The sequence below is a fragment of the Mesorhizobium neociceri genome (genome assembly GCF_013520985.1).
In the GTDB taxonomy this organism is placed as follows: Bacteria; Pseudomonadota; Alphaproteobacteria; order Rhizobiales; family Rhizobiaceae; genus Mesorhizobium; species Mesorhizobium neociceri.
Genome location: NZ_JACDTY010000002.1, coordinates 374696 through 393005, shown reverse-complemented (window position 1 = coordinate 393005; position 18310 = coordinate 374696). Strand labels below are relative to the sequence as shown.

17 protein-coding genes are annotated in these 18310 nt (G+C 64.7%); 5 read left to right on the top strand and 12 right to left on the bottom strand.

What is annotated here, in order from left to right; translation table 11 throughout:
* Positions 1–3: 3 nt before the first annotated feature.
* From H0241_RS05920 to H0241_RS05885, 8 genes are all read right to left on the bottom strand, one after another.
* Positions 4–1647, bottom strand: a complete 1644-nt coding sequence (locus tag H0241_RS05920) for a dihydroxyacetone kinase subunit DhaK (protein WP_181056477.1) — start codon at positions 1645–1647, stop codon at positions 4–6.
* Positions 1648–1726: 79 nt separating this feature from the next.
* The gene (locus H0241_RS05915) at positions 1727–2740 is read right to left on the bottom strand and encodes an ABC transporter ATP-binding protein (RefSeq protein WP_181056476.1); all 1014 of its coding nucleotides are present in this window, start codon (positions 2738–2740) and stop codon (positions 1727–1729) included.
* Complete coding sequence (locus H0241_RS05910) at positions 2733–3845, bottom strand: ABC transporter ATP-binding protein (protein ID WP_181056475.1); 1113 nt, start codon at positions 3843–3845, stop codon at positions 2733–2735. Before H0241_RS05910 ends, H0241_RS05915 begins: the two co-directional genes overlap by 8 nt.
* 2 nt (positions 3846–3847) lie before the next feature.
* Positions 3848–4054 carry a hypothetical protein gene (locus tag H0241_RS05905; RefSeq protein WP_181056474.1) on the bottom strand — a complete coding sequence of 69 codons (207 nt, stop codon included), beginning with the start codon at positions 4052–4054 and terminating at the stop codon, positions 3848–3850.
* Positions 4051–5001 (bottom strand): carbohydrate ABC transporter permease, encoded by a 951-nt coding sequence (locus H0241_RS05900; protein WP_112560588.1) that lies wholly within the window; start codon positions 4999–5001, stop codon positions 4051–4053. The genes H0241_RS05905 and H0241_RS05900 overlap by 4 nt, the downstream gene beginning before the upstream one ends.
* On the bottom strand, positions 4998–5945 hold the full coding sequence (locus tag H0241_RS05895) for a carbohydrate ABC transporter permease (protein ID WP_031198535.1): 948 nt from the start codon (positions 5943–5945) through the stop codon (positions 4998–5000). Before H0241_RS05895 ends, H0241_RS05900 begins: the two co-directional genes overlap by 4 nt.
* Before the next feature lie 109 nt (positions 5946–6054).
* Positions 6055–7386: an ABC transporter substrate-binding protein gene (locus tag H0241_RS05890; protein ID WP_181056473.1), complete on the bottom strand. Its 1332-nt coding sequence runs from the start codon at positions 7384–7386 to the stop codon at positions 6055–6057.
* Between the two features lie 234 nt (positions 7387–7620).
* On the bottom strand, positions 7621–8319 hold the full coding sequence (locus H0241_RS05885; protein ID WP_181056472.1) for a PIG-L deacetylase family protein: 699 nt from the start codon (positions 8317–8319) through the stop codon (positions 7621–7623).
* Between the two features lie 26 nt (positions 8320–8345).
* Here H0241_RS05885 and H0241_RS05880 point away from each other — a divergent pair, with 26 nt between their 5' ends.
* The 5 genes from H0241_RS05880 to nhaA all read left to right on the top strand — a co-directional run bounded on the left by H0241_RS05880 (position 8346) and on the right by nhaA (position 15378).
* Positions 8346–9236 carry a DMT family transporter gene (locus H0241_RS05880; RefSeq protein WP_181056471.1) on the top strand — a complete coding sequence of 297 codons (891 nt, stop codon included), beginning with the start codon at positions 8346–8348 and terminating at the stop codon, positions 9234–9236.
* Positions 9237–9283: 47 nt separating this feature from the next.
* A complete protein-coding gene (hrpB, locus tag H0241_RS05875) occupies positions 9284–11863 on the top strand; it encodes an ATP-dependent helicase HrpB (protein ID WP_181056470.1) in 2580 nt (859 codons plus the stop codon).
* A gap of 89 nt (positions 11864–11952) precedes the next feature.
* On the top strand, positions 11953–13278 hold the full coding sequence (locus tag H0241_RS05870) for an ActS/PrrB/RegB family redox-sensitive histidine kinase (RefSeq protein WP_181056469.1): 1326 nt from the start codon (positions 11953–11955) through the stop codon (positions 13276–13278).
* An 86-nt stretch (positions 13279–13364) separates the two neighbouring features.
* On the top strand, positions 13365–13928 hold the full coding sequence (locus H0241_RS05865) for an ActR/PrrA/RegA family redox response regulator transcription factor (RefSeq protein WP_181056468.1): 564 nt from the start codon (positions 13365–13367) through the stop codon (positions 13926–13928).
* 262 nt (positions 13929–14190) lie between these two features.
* Complete coding sequence (nhaA, locus tag H0241_RS05860) at positions 14191–15378, top strand: Na+/H+ antiporter NhaA (RefSeq protein ID WP_181056467.1); 1188 nt, start codon at positions 14191–14193, stop codon at positions 15376–15378.
* Here nhaA and H0241_RS05855 read toward each other — a convergent pair.
* The 4 genes from H0241_RS05855 to H0241_RS05840 form a co-directional block, all read right to left on the bottom strand.
* Complete coding sequence (locus H0241_RS05855) at positions 15375–16406, bottom strand: RNA polymerase subunit sigma-70 (RefSeq protein WP_181056466.1); 1032 nt, start codon at positions 16404–16406, stop codon at positions 15375–15377. The genes nhaA and H0241_RS05855 overlap by 4 nt on opposite strands.
* A gap of 42 nt (positions 16407–16448) precedes the next feature.
* Positions 16449–17099, bottom strand: a complete 651-nt coding sequence (locus tag H0241_RS05850; RefSeq protein WP_328824625.1) for an SDR family oxidoreductase — start codon at positions 17097–17099, stop codon at positions 16449–16451.
* A 284-nt stretch (positions 17100–17383) separates the two neighbouring features.
* Positions 17384–17884: an MmcB family DNA repair protein gene (locus H0241_RS05845; protein WP_181056465.1), complete on the bottom strand. Its 501-nt coding sequence runs from the start codon at positions 17882–17884 to the stop codon at positions 17384–17386.
* 112 nt (positions 17885–17996) lie between these two features.
* Entirely contained in the window at positions 17997–18296 is a 300-nt protein-coding gene (locus H0241_RS05840; RefSeq protein WP_181056464.1) for a hypothetical protein, read from the bottom strand.
* Between the last annotated feature and the right edge of the window lie 14 nt (positions 18297–18310).

The window sequence follows — 18310 nt, the reverse complement described above, 5'->3', positions numbered from 1 at the left end:
CCATCAGGCCGTTGCATGCAGCGCGGCGGCGGCCGCGAACACTTCGGCCACGGCATGGGCGCCGGGGTCGACCACGCCCTGCAATTTGGTGCCGACATAGGCGGAGCGTCCGGCCTTCGCCTTCTCCATGGCCGCCGTCGCTTCGGCACCGTGCCGGGCGGCTGTCGCCGCCGCCTCCAGGCTTCTGGCATCAAGCGCTTTCAGCGCCGGCTCCAGGGCATCGACCATGGTGCGGTCGCCGATCCTTGCGCCGCCGTAGAAGGTCATGCGGTCAAGGCCGGCAAGCAGCGCCCTGGACACGGCCGCGCCAGTATTCGAAGCCTGCGCCGCCGCAGTGAAGAAGATCGACAGCAGCACACCTGAGGAGCCGCCCATGGCGACCCCCAGACTATCGCCCACCGCCGCAAGCGTCGCGGCCGGGTCGGCAAGCGGCAGCGTGTCGAGCTTTTCCAGCACGCTGCGCGCGCCGTTCGCCACCGTAGAGCCGGTATCGCCATCGCCCGCCTTGGCGTCCAGCCCGTTCAATGTCTCTTCGAGTGCAATCAGCCGGTCGCAGATCGTGACGACAAGCCGTCTGGTGTTTGCATTTTCGCTGGGCTTGCGCGTCGAGCTTTGTCCGGCTGCCTTCGCCATCGGCACAATGGCCGGAGCTGCAACCGGCTTTGCCGGCATCCAGGCATGCGGGCCGACGGGCGCCAGCAAGGCCGCCTCGCGCACGGCATCGAGCTTGATCAGCGACAGCGAGAAGCCGTTCATGTTGAGCGCCGTCATCAGCGGCCCGGGGCCGATCGCAAGCTTCACCGTCTTGGCGAGCGGCGAGGCTAGCACCGCATTGGCAACCAGCGACATTTCGAGCGGCGGCACCGAGCCGAGATTGTTGATCAGGAGAGCGTGGCTGGCCTCCGGGTCGAGCCGTGCGGCAAGCCGCTCCGCCATGATCGCGACAAGCTTGTCGGCGCTTTGCACCGCGATCCGCTCGACGCCCGGCTCGCCGTGGATGCCGAGGCCGAGTTCGCCGTCGTTTTCGCCGAACCTGTCTTCATGCGGTTGGCCGGGGATGGAGCAGGAGGACAGCGACATGCCGAGCGAGACGATGTCCTTTGCCGCCGCGCGAGCCGCTGTCGCAATGGACGTCAGATCGCTTCCGGTTTCTGACAAATGGCCGGCGATCTTGTGCACAAACAAGGTGCCGGCGACGCCGCGCGGCTGGTTGATATATGGCAAGGCGATATCGTCGGCGACGATCGCCATTTCGACGCGAAACCCCTCGGCGCGCGCCTTCTCGGCAGCCAGGCCGAAATTGAGCCGGTCGCCGGTGTAATTCTTGACGATCAGCAAGCAGCCGGCCGGGCCGGTCACTGCGCGGATCGCGGCCAGCACCGCCTCGACGCTCGGCGAGGCAAAGATCTCGCCCGAGACCGCCGCCGTCAGCATGCCCTTGCCGACGAAGCCGGCATGCGAAGGTTCGTGCCCGGCGCCGCCGCCGGAAACGACGGCAACTTTGGCCTTGTCCCAGTCGGCGCGCAGCACAACCTTGATCTCGGGATAACCATCGAGGCGCGCCAGATCGCCGGAACCGATGGTCCGCAACAGGCCGTCCAGCGCCTCGGTGACGATCGTTTCCCTGCGGTTGAAAAAGTGCTTCATCGAATTCGTCCTGTATTCGTCAATCAGCAGCCGGTGCCGAGCCCTTGGCGAGACACCGAAAACCTCGCATCAGCCCCATTCACATCAGTCTTTGCCCATCGGCGCCGAAATAGAGCGGTGAGCGGTAGCGGATCACCACTTTGTCACCCTCGGCCAGATCCGTGTCGGGGTCGGTCAGCGTCACCAGTTTCTTCGGGCCGACCGTCACATGCAGATGGTTCTGGTCGCCGAGATGCTCGACCCAGTCGACGACACCATCGGCGTGGCCGTTTGCGGCCCTCTCGATCGACAGGTGCTCGGTACGCGCGCCAACCGTCTTGGTTCCCGCCGGCGCGCCGCCATCGGGCAGCAGCCCGGCAGGGAGCAAGTTGATCGCCGGCTGGCCGAGCCTAGCTGCGACATGAAGATTTGCCGGCTCCGAATAGATGGTGCGCGGCGTGCCGATCTGCACCAGCACGCCATCGGCGAGAATGCCGATGCGGTCGGCCATGGTCATCGCCTCGATCTGGTCATGGGTGACGTAGAGCATGGTGGCGCCAAGCTCGGCCTGGATGCGCTTGAGTTCGAGCCTGAGATCGGCGCGCAGCTTGGCGTCCAGCGACGACAGCGGCTCGTCCATCAAATAGATCGACGGCTTGCGCACCAGGGCGCGGCCGATGGCGACGCGCTGCATCTCACCGCCCGACAGCTTGGTCGAGCGGTTGGCGAGCTTGTGGTGGATGCGCACCATCTTCGCCACCTCTTCGACGCGGCGGCGGATCTGGTCCTCCGGTATTTTTCGCGCCGGCGAGCGCAGCGGAAAGGCGAGGTTGTCGTAGACCGACAGATGCGGATAGAGCGAATATTGCTGGAACACGAAAGCGGTGTCGCGCTCGGCCGGCGACAGCGTGGTCGCATTGTGCCCGCCAATATGGATCGTGCCGCTGTCGGGCCGCTCCAGCCCGGCGATCAACCGCAGCGTCGTCGTCTTGCCGGCGCCGGTCGGCCCAAGCAGCACGACGAACTCGCCATCCTTGATCTGGAGGTCGAGATTGCTGACGGCGGCGTGCTCGCCATAAGTCTTGGTCACGCCTTTGATGTGTACGTCAGCCATGCTGCGCTCTCCCTTGAGAGGCCGTATCGTGGATCGCGGTGCGCACGGCGCGGCCCGATCCCTTGTCGAACAGCGACAGCCGCGCGCTGTTCAGGGTCAGGCCGACATGATCGCCGGCAGCGAGCCGGATCTCGGCCGGCACCCGCGCCTTGATGATGCCATCGGCCGTCTCCACCGCCACGATCTGCGTGGTGCCGAGATACTCGGTGCCGTAGATGGCGCCACGCAGTTTCGACGCATCGTCGAAGCGAATGTGCTCGGGCCGGATGCCAAGCGCCATGTCGGCCGGCGCGATATCCTCGCGCACCTCCGGCACCGCCACCTTGGCGCCCTGCACGACGATCTCCTTGGCGCCCTTCGCCAGCCCGCCGCTGAAGCCGAGAAAATTCATCGGCGGCGAGCCGATGAAGTCGGCAACGAACATGGTCGCGGGACGATCATAGATTTCGCGTGGGCTGCCGAACTGTTCGATGACGCCATGGTTCATGACAGCGATCTTGTCGGCCATCGACATCGCTTCCATCTGGTCGTGGGTGACATAGACGGTGGTGGCGTGGATGCGGTTGTGCAGCTCGCGCAGCTCATGCACCATCAAATCGCGGAACTCGGTATCGAGCGTGCCGAGCGGCTCGTCCATCAGGAAGCATTTTGGCCGCCGCACGATGGCGCGGCCGAGCGCCACGCGCTGGCGGTCGCCGCCGGCAAGCCCTGAGACCGATTTGTTGAGCAGATGGTCGATGCGCAGCAGCTTTGCTGTCTCTTCGACCCGCTCACGGATCTCGGCCGACGGCATGCCTTGCGCCAAAAGCGGAAAGCCGATGTTCTTGCGCACATTCATGTGCGGATAGAGGGCGAATAGCTGGAACACGAAGGCGATGTCGCGTTCTCGCGCCCGGCGCATGGTGACGTCCTCGCCGCCGAGCAGGATCTGGCCACCGGTCGGCAGTTCCAGCCCGGCGATCATGCGCAATGTCGTCGTCTTGCCGCAGCCCGAGGGACCAAGCATGACGAAGAACTCGCCATCCTCGACAACGAAGCTGGAATCCTGCACCGCGACGAAATCGCCGAAGGCCTTTCTCAAATGTTGGACGCGGATTTCAGCCATGACTATTCCGGGAATTTCGAGACGATGATGAACATCACCGTGCCGGCGAGCATGGTGATGAAGGAGTAGGTGTAGAGCGACAGCGCGAAGGGCTGGAACAGCATCAGGAAACCGATGGCGATGATCGCGGTCGCGATGTTTTCCAACAGGCCGCGCCTAGCCCAGCGCGGCCAGCGCGATTTGCGTTTGGTGGGCTGGCTGAGGCTCATTTGCGCACCGCGCCGAAAGTGATGCCGCGCAGCAATTGTTTGCGAAGCAGGATGGTGAAAACCAGGATCGGCACCAGGAAGATCGTCGTTCCGGCCGCCACCGCCGGCCAGTCCTGGCCGCCTTCGCCGATAATGGTCGGGATGAAGGGCGGCGCAGTCTGTGCAGTGCCCGAGGTGAGCAGGGCTGCGAACGCATATTCGTTCCAGGCGAAGATCAGGCAGAAGATGGCGGTCGCGGCGATGCCGGTGGTGGCCTGCGGCAGCACGGTGCGCCAGAAGGCCTGCAGCCTGGTGTAGCCGTCGATCATCGCCGCTTCTTCATACTCGCGCGGGATCTCGTCGATGAAGCCCTTGAGCAGCCACACCGCCAGCGAGACGTTGACCGCCGTGTAGAGCAGGATCATGCCGAGCGCGGTGTCGGACAGGCCAAGCTCGCGGTACATCAGGTAGATCGGAATAGCGACGGCGATCGGCGGCATGAAGCGCGTCGACAGGATGAAGAAAAGCAGGTCATCCGCCAGCGGCACCTTGAAGCGCGAGAAACCATAGGCTGACAGCGTGCCGAGGAAGACAGCGCAGAACGTCGAGCCGAAGGCGATGATCAGCGAATTGACGAAGCGCGGCAGGAAGTTCGACGGGCCGGCAATCACCATGTTGCGCTTGCGCACCGTCTCGTCGCAGAAGCCGGTCGCCGGCCCCAGCGAGTTGATGTATTCCGGCGTCTGCCGCGTCCGCGTCGTGAACAGGTTGCAATAGCCTTCGATGCTCGGCTGGAAGACGATCTTCGGCGGATAGGCGATCGAATCCGGCGGCGTCTTGAAGCTGGTGGCAAAAATCCACAGCAATGGCACGATCGAGATCAGCGCGTAGGCGACGATGATCGTGCCGGCGATGCCTTTTGCTGTTCCCGACGGGGCAACGACGGAGTGGGCGGTGGTCAGGCTCATCTCTGCTTCACCTTGTTGAGCGCCTTGACGTAGATGTTGGCCAGCCCGAACACGGCGACGAACAGGATGATGGCGAAGGCCGAGGAATAGCCGGTGCGCCAGCTCTCGAAAGCCTGCCGTTTCAGCGTGATCGACGCGACCTCGGTGGTCGAGCCCGGCCCGCCGCCGGTCAACAGGTTGACCATGTCGAACATCTTGAAGTTCTCGATGCCGCGAAACAGCACCGCCAGCATGATGAAGGGCAGCGCCATCGGCAGCGTGATCGACCAGAACTGCCGCCAGTTGGAGGCGCGGTCGACCTCGGCCGCCTCATAGATGTATTCAGGGATGGAGCGCAGGCCGGCGAGGCAGATCAGCATCACGTAGGGCGTCCACATCCAGGTGTCGACGATGATGATCGACCACGGCGCCAGTGACACGTTTGACAGCATCTGGATATCGGTCGGCGGGATGCGGGTGACGAACGAGATGGCGTAGGCGAACAGGCCGATCTGCGGCTCGTAGAGGAAGCGCCAGAAATTGCCGACCACCGCCGGCGACAGCATCATCGGCACCAGGATGATGGTCGTCCAGAAGGCGTGGCCGCGGAACTTGCGATCGATCAGCCATGCCAGCGTGAAGCCGATCAGGGTCTGCAGCAGGATCGTCCAGAACACGAAATGCGCGGTCGTCTGCATGGCGATCCAGATGTCCTGGTCGCCGAGGATGCGTTGGTAATTGGCAAAACCGAGATTCTTCACTACCTCGTTCGGGCGGTTTGCCCGGAAGTTGGTGAAGGACAGATAGATCGCCCAGAACAGCGGGAAGATGTTGATGGCCAAGAGCAACAGGATCGTCGGCGAAATGAACAGCCAGGCGAGGCCCTTGTCGCTGATGCCCCGGACCTTGCGGGCCAACGGCTCCGGGGTCGCCCGGGCAACGTTCTCCGCAGTCCGATTGAGCATGGTGAGTCCTGCTTCGGTCACGTGGGTCGTCTCTGTCATGAATTTATCTGAACTGCGTCCCGTGCCAAGGGCGGCACGGGACGCGTCGATGTAGCTCGGGAGGAGCCGGTTACATCTTGCCGTCGTCTTGGAACACTTGCGTCCAGTCCTTGACCAGGCCGTCAAGCGCATCCTTGGCCGAACCCTGGCCGGCGACGACATAGTCGTGGAAGCGCTTCTGCGAAGCCTGCAGCAGCGGTGCGTAGCTGGGCTCGGCCCAGAAGTCCTTCACGATCGCCATCGAGTCGAGGAAGGTCTGCGCGTAGGGCTGGCTGGCCGGGAAGGCCGGGTCCTTCACCACCGCGTTCAGGCAGGAATAGCCGCCCAGCGACCACCACTTGGCCTGCACATCCTTGTTGGCGAACCACTTGATGTATTTCAGCGCCGATTCCTGCTTGTCGGAATAGGACACGACCGAAATACCCTGGCCGCCGAGCTGGGCGAACTGCTCGCCGTCCGGACCCTTGGGATTGACGAAGTAGCCGATCTTGTCGCCGCCGACATTCTCGTCCTTCTGCAGGCCGGGCCAGGTGAAGGCGAAGTTCATATGCATGGCCACCTGGCCGGATTTGAAGGCGTCGACGCCTTCGCCCATGTAGCTGTTCGACGCGCCGGGCGGGGTGCAGCAATCATAGAGCGCCTTGTAGAATTCCAACCCCTTCACCGATTTCTCGGAATTGACGAAGCCTTCCATCTCGTAGGGCTTCTTGGGGTTTTCGTACTGGAAGCCGAAGCTGTAGAGCACGTCCATGGCACCCATGGTGATGCCTTCCGAGCCGCGCTCGGTATAGATCGAGGCGCCATAGACGGTCTTGCCGTCGATCTCGCGCTTCTGGAAGAACTCCGCGATCTGCTTCAGCTGGTCGAAGGTGGTCGGCGGGCCGAGATCCCAACCGTACTTTTCCTTGAATTCCTTCTGCAGTTCCGGCTTGGAGAACCAGTCCTTGCGGTAGGTCCAGCCGACGACGTCGCCCATGGCAGGCAGCGCCCAGTAGTTCGGCGTGTTCTTCGGCCATTCGGAATAGCCGACGACGGTTGCCGGCACGAAGTCGTCCATGCTGATCTTCTCCTTGTCGAAGAAGTCGTTCAGCTTGACGTAGTGGCCGTTCTCGGCCGAGCCGCCGATCCACTGGCTGTCGCCGATGATCAGGTCGCAAAGCTTGCCATGCGAGTTGAGCTCGTTGAGGAAGCGGTCGGCATAGTTGGTCCACGGCACGAATTCGAATTTCATGCCGATGCCGGTTTCCTTGGTAAAGTCCTTGGACAGTTCGACAAGCGCGTTGGCAGGATCCCAGGCGGCCCAGCACAGCGTCAGGTCTTCAGCGTGCGCAACGTTCGAGACGGCTGTCGACGCAGTAATCGCCGAGGCCAGTCCCAACGCCAGTTTCAAGCTCGATTTCATGCCTTCCTCCCATTTGCGAAACGCGCCCGGATGGCGGTTTCAAGAGCCCTTCAACCCTCGCTCCTCCGAGGGCCCAAACATGGCGGCGCGGTGCGTCGCAGATGTTTAGTAATTTGTTTAGTGATGCAATTTTTACTAAACAAGGCAAGCGAATTCGTTGCTGCGTTGCAGCATCACGAAACGAGGATTGAAATCGTTGGGAAATGATTGCCGAAGGGTTCGCTCGGAAGTTGTTTAGCTGGCGTCTCTTACAACGTTGGTCTGTGGTGTCACCGGCCGGACAGGCGGCGCCGGCGGCAGCAATGCGCGGATATCGGCGAAGGGAAATGTCGGCTCGAAGCGGAAGGCCTCGGCCAGTGAACCGGGGACGCTGTTGCACTGCCCGGCGCGAAACTCATTCTGGACACGCGCTCGGTCGACATATTGTTCCGGCATCTGCGACCGGTGCGCGCGGATCGCCTGCGTTTTGACATCGCGGTATGCGGAAATGTCGACGTAATGCGTCGGCGAAAATCCAGTGCCGCCCATCGTATCGGCATGCAGCACCGGCACAGAGAAGGAAGCCGCGATGCGCATGCCGTCCGACAGCGCGCGGTGGTCGGCGTGATAGTCGTTGGCCGCATGCGTGATAACCAGATTTGCTCCGGTTTCGCGTATCAGCGTTTTCAGCGAACCGATCAGCGCCGCATCGGCCACCAGTTCGCCGTCGGGAAAGTCGAGGAATCGTGGGGTCGCGCCGAGCAACGCCGCAGCGGCCGTCGCTTCCTCGCGCCGGACACGAGCCAAAACGCTCGGGTCGCCCTTGCCGCCCTTGGCGCCATCCGTGGCTATGGCGAAAGTCAGGTCTGCGCCTTGCGCCGCATAGGCGGCCAGCGTACCGAACATGAATATCTCGATGTCGTCCGGATGCGCCCCGAGCGCCAATACCTTCACCGCACTCTCCCCGGAAATGGAAAAACGTGACGAACGGAATCCTGCTCGCCCTCATCGCCTATGCAAGCTATTCGTGCAGCGATGCCGTTATCAAGAGCCTTGGCGCACAGTTCACCGTCTTCGAGATCGCCTTCTTCGTGACGCTGTTTGCCGGCGGCTTCCTGTTTTTCAGCCGGCCGGCCGATGAGCGCTGGCGTGGTTTCTGGCGCACGAAGCGGCCATGGGCGGTGCACGCCCGCGCCTGGGCCGGCATGGCATCGGGCTTGCTCAGCGTCTATGCCTTCACCACCATTCCGCTGGCCGAGACCTATGCGCTGATCTTCCTGGCGCCGCTCTGCGTTACGATTCTGTCGACGCTGGTGCTCAAGGAGAAGGTCGGACCCTGGCGCTGGCTGGCGGTGTTTGCCGGCTTTGCCGGCGTCATGCTGGTGGTGCGGCCGGGTTTTCGCGAATTGCATCTCGGCCACCTCGCCGCCTTCACCGTTGCCTTCCTGGCCGCCACCAACATCATCCTGACCCGATCGCTGGCGCAGCAGGAAAAGCGCACCACCATGCTGGGCGTGCTGGTCGGCTATGGCCTGGTGTTCAACGGCATAGGCGTCGCCGTCACATCGTTTACCCTTCCCAACGCGATGCAACTGCTGTGGCTGGTGATGGCGGGCGCGTTCGCAGCTTGCGGACAGTTGCTGCAACTCCTGGCCGCCAAATACGCGCCCGCCAACCGCATCGCGCCGACACATTATTCGCAGATCGTGTGGGCAGTGATTCTCGGCGCGCTGTTCTTCCAGGAATATCCCGACTGGCTGTCCCTGGTCGGCCTCGCCGTGGTTGGCGCTTCCGGCCTGCTGACCATGGTGCGCGAGGAAGTGCGGTTGGGTACGGTGCGCTGGAACCCGCTTTCGCGGACAAGACTGTGAGCGAGCGGCGGTTGCACGGCAAGGGCGGCCGCTGATATGCGGACGCGATGACGACAAGACCCTTGCCGGAGCTTCCGGTGTCCGCCGTACTGCCGGCTCTGAGCGAGGCGCTCGGCGTTGGCAACAGCGCCGTGCTGGTGGCGCCGCCCGGCGCCGGCAAGACGACTCTGGTGCCGCTGGCGCTGCTCGACGCGCCCTGGCTGGGCGCCGGCAAGATCGTCCTGCTCGAACCGCGCCGGCTCGCCGCCCGCGCCGCCGCCCGTCGCATGGCCGAATTGCTTGGCGAGGAGCCGGGTGAGACCGTCGGCTACGCCATGCGCATGGAAAACCGCACCTCGGCCCGGACAAAAATCCTGGTCGTCACCGAAGGCGTGCTGGCGCGCATGATCCTCGACGATCCCGAACTGCCCGGCATCTCGGCAGTCATTTTCGATGAGTTCCACGAACGCTCGCTCGACGGAGATTTTGGTCTCGCGCTGGCGCTGGATGTGCAAAGCGCGCTACGGCCGGACCTGCGGCTGCTGGTGATGTCGGCGACGCTCGACGGCGCGCGCGTTGCGAAACTCCTGTCCGGCGCCCCGGTGATCGAAAGCCAAGGCCGCGCCTTTCCCGTCGACATCCGTTACGACGAACGGCCAGCCGGCATCCCCATCGAAGACGCCATGGCCAAGGCGATCCGTTCCGCCCTTGCCGAGGAGAGCGGCAGCGTGCTCGCTTTCCTGCCCGGCCAGCGCGAGATCGAGCGCACCGCCGAGCGGCTGCAGGGCCGCCTCGGCGCCGACACCGACATCGTGCCGCTCTATGGCCAGCTCGACAACAGGGCGCAGGACGCCGCCATCAAGCCGGCGCCGCCGGGTCGCCGCAAGGTGGTGCTGGCGACGTCGATCGCCGAGACCTCGATCACCATCGACGGCGTGCGCGTCGTCATCGATTCCGGCCTGTCGCGCCTGCCGCGCTACGAGCCGGCGAGCGGCCTGACCCGGCTGGAGACTGTGCGTGTTTCCAGGGCATCGGCCGACCAGCGCGCCGGCCGCGCCGGCCGCACGCAAGCCGGCGTCGCCATCCGCCTGTGGCGGGCCGAACAGACGGCGGCACTTCCCGCCTTCACCCCGCCCGAAATCCTTGAAGCCGATCTGTCCGGCCTGCTGCTCGACTGCGCAGCTTTCGGCGTCGCCGATCCAGCGAGCCTCTCCTTCCTCGATCCGCCGCCCACCCCGGCGCTCAACGAAGCGCGGGCGCTGCTCAGTGCGCTGCACGCCATCGACGCCGCCGGACGGCTGACCGAGGCGGGTGGCGCGATGCGCAAGCTGGCGCTGCCGGTAAGGCTGGCGCACATGGTCGCTGAAGCCGCAGGTACCGGCCACGCGCTCGAAGCGGCGACGCTCGCCGTGCTGCTCACCGAGCGAGGCCTCGGCGGTGACGGCGCCGACCTCGAACGGCGTCTGATGCGGTTTCGCAGCGAGAAATCGCCGCGTGCTGTGGCGGCAAGGCAGCTTGCCGAGCGGCTGGCGAAGCAGGCCTCTTCACCCTCCCCCTTGTGGGGAGGGTCGATCCGCGAAGCGGAGCGGGGTGGGGGTAGGCCGAGCGCGGCACCCCCACCCCGTCTCCCCCGCCTTGCTGCGCAAGGCATGCTCGCCGACCCTCCCCACAAGGGGGAGGGTAAGAACGCCGGTCTTTTGCTCATCCATGCCTGGCCGGACCGCGTCGCCAAGGCGCGTGGCGAGCGCGGGCGTTTCGTGCTGGCCAATGGCTCCGGCGCCATGCTCGACGCCGCCGACCCGCTGGCGGGCGAGGCCTGGCTGGTCGTCGCCGATCTGCAGGGCAAGGCGCAGAATGCCCGCATTACCGCGGCGGCAGCGGTCGACGAGGCCGACATCCGCGCAGCGCTCTCCGACAGGATCGAGACCCGCCGCGAGGTGAGCTTCGACCGCGAGCGGCGCGCGGTGCGGGTGCGCGAGACGGCCAGGCTTGGCGCCATCACTTTGTCCGAGCGCATGCTGCCGGCGCCGACCGGCACTGACGCTGACCGTGCCATATTGGAAGCCTTGCGCGAACACGGGCTGTCGCTGCTGGAGTGGGGCAAGGACGGGGAGACGCTGCGGCAGCGCCTTGGCTGGTTGCATCGCGGCCTGGGCGCGCCTTGGCCCGATGTTTCGGACGCGGCCCTGCTCGAACGCCTCGACGACTGGCTGCTGGCGTTCCTGCCCGGCAAGGCGTCCTTCGCATCGATCGATCCTGGCGCGCTGTCTTCAGGACTGATGGCGCTGGTGCCGCATGAATTGCAGCGCAAGATCGGCACACTGGCGCCGACCCATTTCGATGCGCCGTCCGGCAGCCACGTGCCGATCCGCTATGACGGCGAATGGCCGGTGCTGGCTATCCGCGTGCAGGAACTGTTCGGCCTCGACCGCCATCCCGCTATCGCCAACGGCACCGTGCCGCTGACGCTGGAGCTGTTGTCGCCGGCGCATCGGCCGATCCAGACGACGCGCGACCTGCCCGGCTTCTGGCGCGGCTCCTGGGCCGAGGTGCGCACCGACATGCGCGGCCGCTATCCCCGCCATGTCTGGCCGGAAAATCCGCTGCTCGCCGCCGCCACGGCGCGAGCAAAACCGCGGGGGACCTAGACCATGATCCCGAAAAGTGGAAACCGGTTTTCGGAAAAGATCATGGTCAAACAGTAGCGCTCGTCCTTTCCCGGTTATAATCCTTGGCCATGATCAACATTCTGCACGCGCCAGACTTCCAGCAAAGCCAGCGGCTGCGCCTCAACACACTGATCCGGCTGCGCTGGCTGGCCATTGTCGGCCAGAGTCTGACCGTGCTGGTCGTCGCCTATGGGTTGAAATTCCCGCTGCCGGTCAGCCTCTGCTTCGCACTGATCGCCTGCTCGGCCTGGCTGAACCTGGTGCTGACCTTCCGCTATCCGGCAGCGCACCGGCTGACCCCGTTCCCGGCCTTCTTCATCCTGACCTTCGACAGCCTGCAGCTTGCCGGCCTGCTCTACATGACCGGCGGTCTCACCAATCCGTTTTCGCTGCTGATGACCGTGCCTGTGGTCGTCTCGGCGACATCGTTGCCACTGCGGCTGACCGCCATTCTCGGCGGGCTGGTGATAGTGGGGGCAAGCTTGCTGGTGTTCTTCCATCTGCCGCTGCCCTGGTATGAGGGCGCGCCGCTGCCCATGCCATTCATCTATGTCGCTGGCATATGGATGGCGGTGTTCTCGTCGATCGCCTTTACCGCCATCTACGCCTTCCGCGTCGCCGAGGAGGCCCGCCTGCTCGCCAACGCGCTTGCCGCCACCGAACTGGTGCTGCAGCGCGAACAGCATCTGTCGGCGCTGGATGGCCTCGCCGCCGCCGCCGCGCATGAGCTCGGCACGCCGCTCGCCACCATCGCGCTTGTCTCCAAGGAGATGGAAAAGGCGCTAGGTGACGATCCGAAACATGGCGAGGATGTGAAGCTGTTGCGGTCGCAGAGCGAGCGCTGCCGTGAAATCCTGAAGCGCCTGACCAGCCTGTCCTCCGAGGGTGAGGCGCATCTGTCGCGCCTGCCTCTGACCTCGCTGGTCGAGGAGGTGACGGCGCCGCACCGCGATTTCGGCATCTCGATCAAGCTGCGGCCGGGCGAGCGCATCGGCCCTGAACCGGTCGGCCGGCGCAATCCTGGCGTCATTTACGGCCTCGGCAATCTGGTCGAGAACGCCGTCGACTTCGCTCGCACGACGGTCACCGTGCGCTGGAGCTGGGACGAGCTCGACGTCACCTTCTCGATCATCGATGACGGGCCGGGCTTTCCGCCCGAAATCATCGACCGCATCGGTGAGCCCTATATGTCGACGCGCCAGGGCAACGAAGCCGGTGGCGGCCTCGGTCTTGGGCTCTTCATCGCCAAGACCTTGCTCGAACGCTCCGGCGCCACGCTCGATTTTCGCAATTCGAGCGGGCTGGGCGAGGGCGCCATCGTGCAGATATCGTGGCCGCGCACCGTGTTCCTCAACCCGGAATCGGTGGGGATCTCGATGTTCGACACCGCCTGAAGCCTTGGGAGCAGCCGGCAAAATTGGACAATGGCGTTCAGGAACTATATCTGCGTAAAATTAAGGCAGCAGGATTTTTTGAGACAATGACTGGCGAAGAAACAATCGGTGCAATGGTTGAAGGCGAGGACACCTCGCTGCTGATCGTCGACGACGACAAGCCGTTCCTGACGCGGCTGGCCCGCGCCATGGAAACCAGGGGTTTTTTGGTCGAGACTGCCGAGAGCGTCGAGGAGGCGGTGGCCAAGGCGCGCGCCCATCCGCCGGCCTATGCCGTGGTCGACATGCGGCTCGGCGACGGCAACGGCCTCGACGTCGTCGCCGCCATTCGCGAGAAGCGCGACGACGCCCGCACCGTCATCCTCACCGGCTATGGCAACATCGCCACCGCGGTGACGGCGGTGAAACTCGGCGCCATCGACTATCTGTCCAAGCCCGCCGATGCCGACGATGTGTTTGCAGCCCTGACCCGGACCGCCGGCGAGCGCGCCGCCCCGCCCGAAAACCCGATGTCGGCCGACCGCGTGCGCTGGGAACACATCCAGCGCGTCTACGAAATGTGCGACCGCAACGTCTCCGAAACGGCCCGCCGGCTGAACATGCACCGCCGCACGCTGCAGCGCATACTGGCCAAGCGCGCGCCGCGTTAGGACTTCCAACCGTCGAAGTCAGCGCCGCCCCTCATCGCCCTGCCGGGCACTTCTCCCCGTATAGTGACGGGGAGAAGGAGGCTGGCCGCAACGCTGGCGATTGGCGAAATCCTGGGCGAAAGCGCCCCTCGCCCCGTTTACGGGGAGAGGATGCCGGCAGGCAGGTGAGGGGCGGCGCCAACGCTTCGCAAGTGTGACGCTTGCCCTGCCGTCGAGCTTTGCGCATCATCGCAAACAACGCCGAGCCGGCAACGGAGGACACATGCGCGACGAGCGGCCGAAATCCATCCTTCGCGAATTCCTCGACGGCGAGGCTGCGGGCGGCATCATCCTGATGGTGGCGGCGGCCCTTGCGCTGATCGTTGCCAATTCGCCGCTGGCCGAAACCTATTTCGCGGCACTCCACGCGTATCTCGGCCCGCTCAGCCTCTCGCACTGGATCAATGACGGGCTGATGGCGGTGTTCTTCCTGCTGGTCGGCCTCGAGATCAAGCGCGAGATGCTCGATGGCCAGCTCTCGACCTGGCCGCGCCGCGTGCTGCCGGGCGTCGCCGCCGCCGGCGGCATGCTGGTTCCCGCGCTGGTCTATGTCGCCATCAACCGAAACAATTCCGCCGCGCTCTCGGGTTGGGCGATTCCGACCGCCACCGACATCGCCTTTGCGCTCGGCGTACTGTCGCTGCTCGGCAACCGCGTGCCGGCTTCGCTGAAGATATTCCTCACCGCGCTCGCCATCATCGACGATCTCGGCGCCGTCATTATCATCGCCATCTTCTACACGAGCGGCCTGTCGCTGGCCTATCTCGGCGCCGCCTTCGCCGTCATCGCGGTGCTCATCGGGCTCAACCGCATGCGGGTGACGACGCTGACGCCCTATCTCGTGCTCGGCGCCATCCTGTGGGTGCTGGTGCTGAAATCGGGTGTGCATGCGACGCTGGCCGGCGTTGCGCTGGCGCTGACCATCCCGCTCAAGGTCTCTCCCGGCAGCGGCCACGATCTCGATCATTCGCCGCTGCACCGGCTGGAGCACGGCCTGCACAAGATCGTTCCCTTCTTCGTCATCCCGATCTTCGGCTTTGCCAATGCCGGCGTGTCGCTGGCCGGCCTCAGCGCCGCCGCCCTGGTCGAGCCGCTGACGCTCGGCGTCGCCGCCGGGCTCGTGCTGGGCAAGCTGGTCGGCGTCTTCGGCTCGTCCGCGCTGGCGATCCGCCTCGGCTTCGCCGACTTGCCGGTCAATGCCGGCTGGCTGCACATGATCGGCATTTCGCTGCTCTGCGGCATCGGCTTCACCATGAGCCTGTTCATCGGCCTTCTCGCCTTCGCCAGCGACGTGGCACTGCAGGACGCCGTCAAGGTCGGCATCCTCGCGGGCTCGCTGATCGCCGCACTGCTGGGTGCCGTTGTGCTGTTGATGGCGCCGGCGGCGGGTGAGGCTACCGACGAGGATTAAGGCCAGACAGGCGGCAGGCCGAAGGCCTTGAACAAGTCCTGGCCGAGCGAACCGACATAGACCGTCAGCAAGGCGATCCTGTCATCGGCAGGCTCGATGACATGCAGGGATTGGGCTCGCCACACGGGATCCTGGTGGCGGCGCGCGTAGACCGCAACCGCGGGCTGGCCGTTGGCGCCGGTGGCGACCGCATGGTAGCCGGCGAAATTGCCCCAGACGGTCTCGAAGAAACCCCGGATCGCCTCGCGTCCCTGGTACCAGTCCCGCCATGGCGGCATGTGATAGGTGGCATCCTCGCGCAGCAGTTCGATCAGACCGTCGAGACTGGCAGCCTGCCAGGCCCGCATGTAGCGTTCGAGCAGCTGGGCCTCCTGGCGGCTGGGCTGCGATCGATGCAGGGGACGTCCCTGCTTGTATCGCGCGCCAAGCGTTGCGCGGGCCCGCTGCAGGGCGCTGTTGATCGAAGCGGTCGACCCGCCCAGCAATTGTGCCGTCTCGAGCGCCGACCACCCCAGCACGTCGCACAGCAAAAGGGCGGCCCGCTGCCTGGGCGGCAGAAGCTGGATCGCGGCGACGAAGGCCAGTTGCACGGCCTCGCGCGTTTCGTAGCGCGCTTCCGGACCGGGCTCGCCGTCAACGAGGTCCGGAAGCTCCGCGTCAGGATAAGGCTCCAGCCAGGTGAGCTCTGGCGCCGGCCCGCCTGTGGCCGGCCCGCGCGAGGGCGGACGCTCGGGCTGTTGGAGAATGCGATGCATCGCCGACCTCGCCTTGAGCGCATTCAGACAGCTGTTGGTGGCGATCGTGTAGAGCCAGCCGCGCAGCGAGCCTCGCGCGTCGAATTGCGACCGCCCGCGCCAGGCCCGCAAAAGCGTATCCTGGGCAAGGTCGTCCGCCTCGTGCAGCGAACCCATCATCCGGTAGCAATGGAGCTTGAGCTCGCGGCGGTGGGCAGCCGTGAGACGCTCGAAGGCCGGCCGATCGAGGATCGGTCGGCCCAGTGGCTCAACAGGGCCAGGAGCATCCGTCATAGGCAGCCTGTGGTGCTGAAATCGCCTTGCATCCTGAGCGCCTCAGGCCGCTGCCGCAAGCCCGCTGCCGCTGACGGTGAAGGAGCTGCCTTCCGATTTGCCGGTGGCGAGCGCGACCACCGCGCGGCCGACATCGGCCGGCGTCTGCAGGTCGGTCATGCTCGCGAGGACGTCTGCAGGCCGGATGCCCAAATAAGCCGCAAAACCATCGAGCCCGGCATCGCCTATGCCGGTCCCTGGCATGATGCGAGCCGGTGCCAGCGCCATAAAGCGCAGGTCCAGTCCAAGCCGATCCGATTCCTTTTGGCAATGACCGGCCAGGAACATCTGCATGCGTTTTGCGCCCGCATACCCGCCGGCGAACGGCGGTCCGCCGCTCAAGGCTGCGCCACTGGAGATCAGCACAACCCGGCTCCCCGGCTTGAGCGGATTGTTGAGCGCGGCCTTGCAGAACAGGAATGCCGCCTTGACGTCAGTTTCCCAGTTTGCGGAGAAGACCTCCCAGCTCTGTTCCTGCAAAGGCGCGGAGGGGGCAAGGGCGCCGGCGCAGATCACCAGCACATCCGGCGCAAGTGTGTCGAACACCACTTCCGGCGTGGCCTCCTTTGTCGCGTCGACCGCGAGAGTCTTCACGCCTTGTTTCTCCCAGGAAAGCTCCTTCAGCGCCGCTGCGCCACGGGCAACGGCAAGCACTGTCGCGCCCTCGCCGAGCGCAGCCTCGACGATTGAGCGGCCGACACCCGGCTGCCTCCGACGACGACGACATTCTGACCTTGTAACGATCGCATGGATCACCTCGCTCTACGGCCACTGGACCATCCAGCGCCTATTGATCAGGACAGCGCAGGGGAGTGGAAATCATCGGTGCAGGATAAAAAATCTTCGCGGCTATCGGCAGCGCCCGCGCAAAAAAACTTGACCGGGCGAAATCGACAGGCGGCGACACAGCGGCGTTGCGGCGCACATTTGCGCCGGGCTTACTCGCTCTCCCCTTCCAGCGCTGGCACCGCCACGCCCGCAAGCTCCGCCGCCAGCAGCCGCGCCGCACCGGCGCGTGCAATGCGCAGCATCAGCGCCTTGCGCGTCGCCGCCGCCATGCGGTGCTCCGGCGCGTCGCGCAGGATCTCGGCGCCGTAGCCGTCGGAAAGGATGAAGCCGCATTCCTCGGGGAAGATCTCCGCTGGCACGCCGGGATGGGTGGCGAAGAAGAAGCGGTCGGAATGCAGCCGGTAGTCAGGCCATTTGCGGTCGACGCGAAAATCCTCGATCGACGATTTGATCTCGATGATCCAGATGTCGCCCTGCCGCGTCAGCGCGACAAGATCGGCGCGCCGGCCGGTGGCCAGCGACAGTTCGGGCAGCACATGCATGCCCATTTGCATCAACAGCCGCTGCACACCACGCCGCACCAGCATGGCGCGTTCGGACTGGCGGCCGTCGATCAGGGGATTGAGGGGAATCGGCGAAATGATCGGCATGGCAGTCACCATGCCAGATTTTGTTCACGGTTTGAACCTGTTTTTGAAGGGCGATTATGTACTTTGCGAACACAAGCCATAAAAGGCGACATTGTACTTCGCAAACCCAGTGCTAGACCTTGTGGATTAGCATCGCTGCGAACTCATCCGGGTTTTTCGGCGTGATCGCTAGGAACCGGGGCCACCACCGCTTTTCGACTAAGACCCACCTTCGAGGCAAACGATTGCCCATGCTGACGGTATTACAAGGATGCGAGCCTAGATTCAAGATAGCGGCGAAATTGAAACGACCTTCGATGACGTGGGCGGCGACGATATTCGTCGTTTTCAGCCGATAGATCGGCAGCAACCGAAAGAGTCGAATCTCAAAGCATTCGGGCGTCGCATAGAATTCCCAGAGCAGACCCCACATTCTCAGGTCCTTTT

Coding starts and splice junctions, on each gene's coding strand:
- H0241_RS05920 (WP_181056477.1), bottom strand. CDS start 1,647: ATGAAGCACTTTTTCAACCGCAGGGAAACGATCGTCACCGAGGCGCTG.
- H0241_RS05915 (WP_181056476.1), bottom strand. CDS start 2,740: ATGGCTGACGTACACATCAAAGGCGTGACCAAGACTTATGGCGAGCAC.
- H0241_RS05910 (WP_181056475.1), bottom strand. CDS start 3,845: ATGGCTGAAATCCGCGTCCAACATTTGAGAAAGGCCTTCGGCGATTTC.
- H0241_RS05905 (WP_181056474.1), bottom strand. CDS start 4,054: ATGAGCCTCAGCCAGCCCACCAAACGCAAATCGCGCTGGCCGCGCTGG.
- H0241_RS05900 (WP_112560588.1), bottom strand. CDS start 5,001: ATGAGCCTGACCACCGCCCACTCCGTCGTTGCCCCGTCGGGAACAGCA.
- H0241_RS05895 (WP_031198535.1), bottom strand. CDS start 5,945: ATGCTCAATCGGACTGCGGAGAACGTTGCCCGGGCGACCCCGGAGCCG.
- H0241_RS05890 (WP_181056473.1), bottom strand. CDS start 7,386: ATGAAATCGAGCTTGAAACTGGCGTTGGGACTGGCCTCGGCGATTACT.
- hrpB (WP_181056470.1), top strand. CDS start 9,284: ATGACGACAAGACCCTTGCCGGAGCTTCCGGTGTCCGCCGTACTGCCG.
- H0241_RS05870 (WP_181056469.1), top strand. CDS start 11,953: ATGATCAACATTCTGCACGCGCCAGACTTCCAGCAAAGCCAGCGGCTG.
- H0241_RS05865 (WP_181056468.1), top strand. CDS start 13,365: ATGACTGGCGAAGAAACAATCGGTGCAATGGTTGAAGGCGAGGACACC.
- nhaA (WP_181056467.1), top strand. CDS start 14,191: ATGCGCGACGAGCGGCCGAAATCCATCCTTCGCGAATTCCTCGACGGC.
- H0241_RS05855 (WP_181056466.1), bottom strand. CDS start 16,406: ATGACGGATGCTCCTGGCCCTGTTGAGCCACTGGGCCGACCGATCCTC.
- H0241_RS05845 (WP_181056465.1), bottom strand. CDS start 17,884: ATGCCGATCATTTCGCCGATTCCCCTCAATCCCCTGATCGACGGCCGC.
- H0241_RS05840 (WP_181056464.1), bottom strand. CDS start 18,296: ATGTGGGGTCTGCTCTGGGAATTCTATGCGACGCCCGAATGCTTTGAG.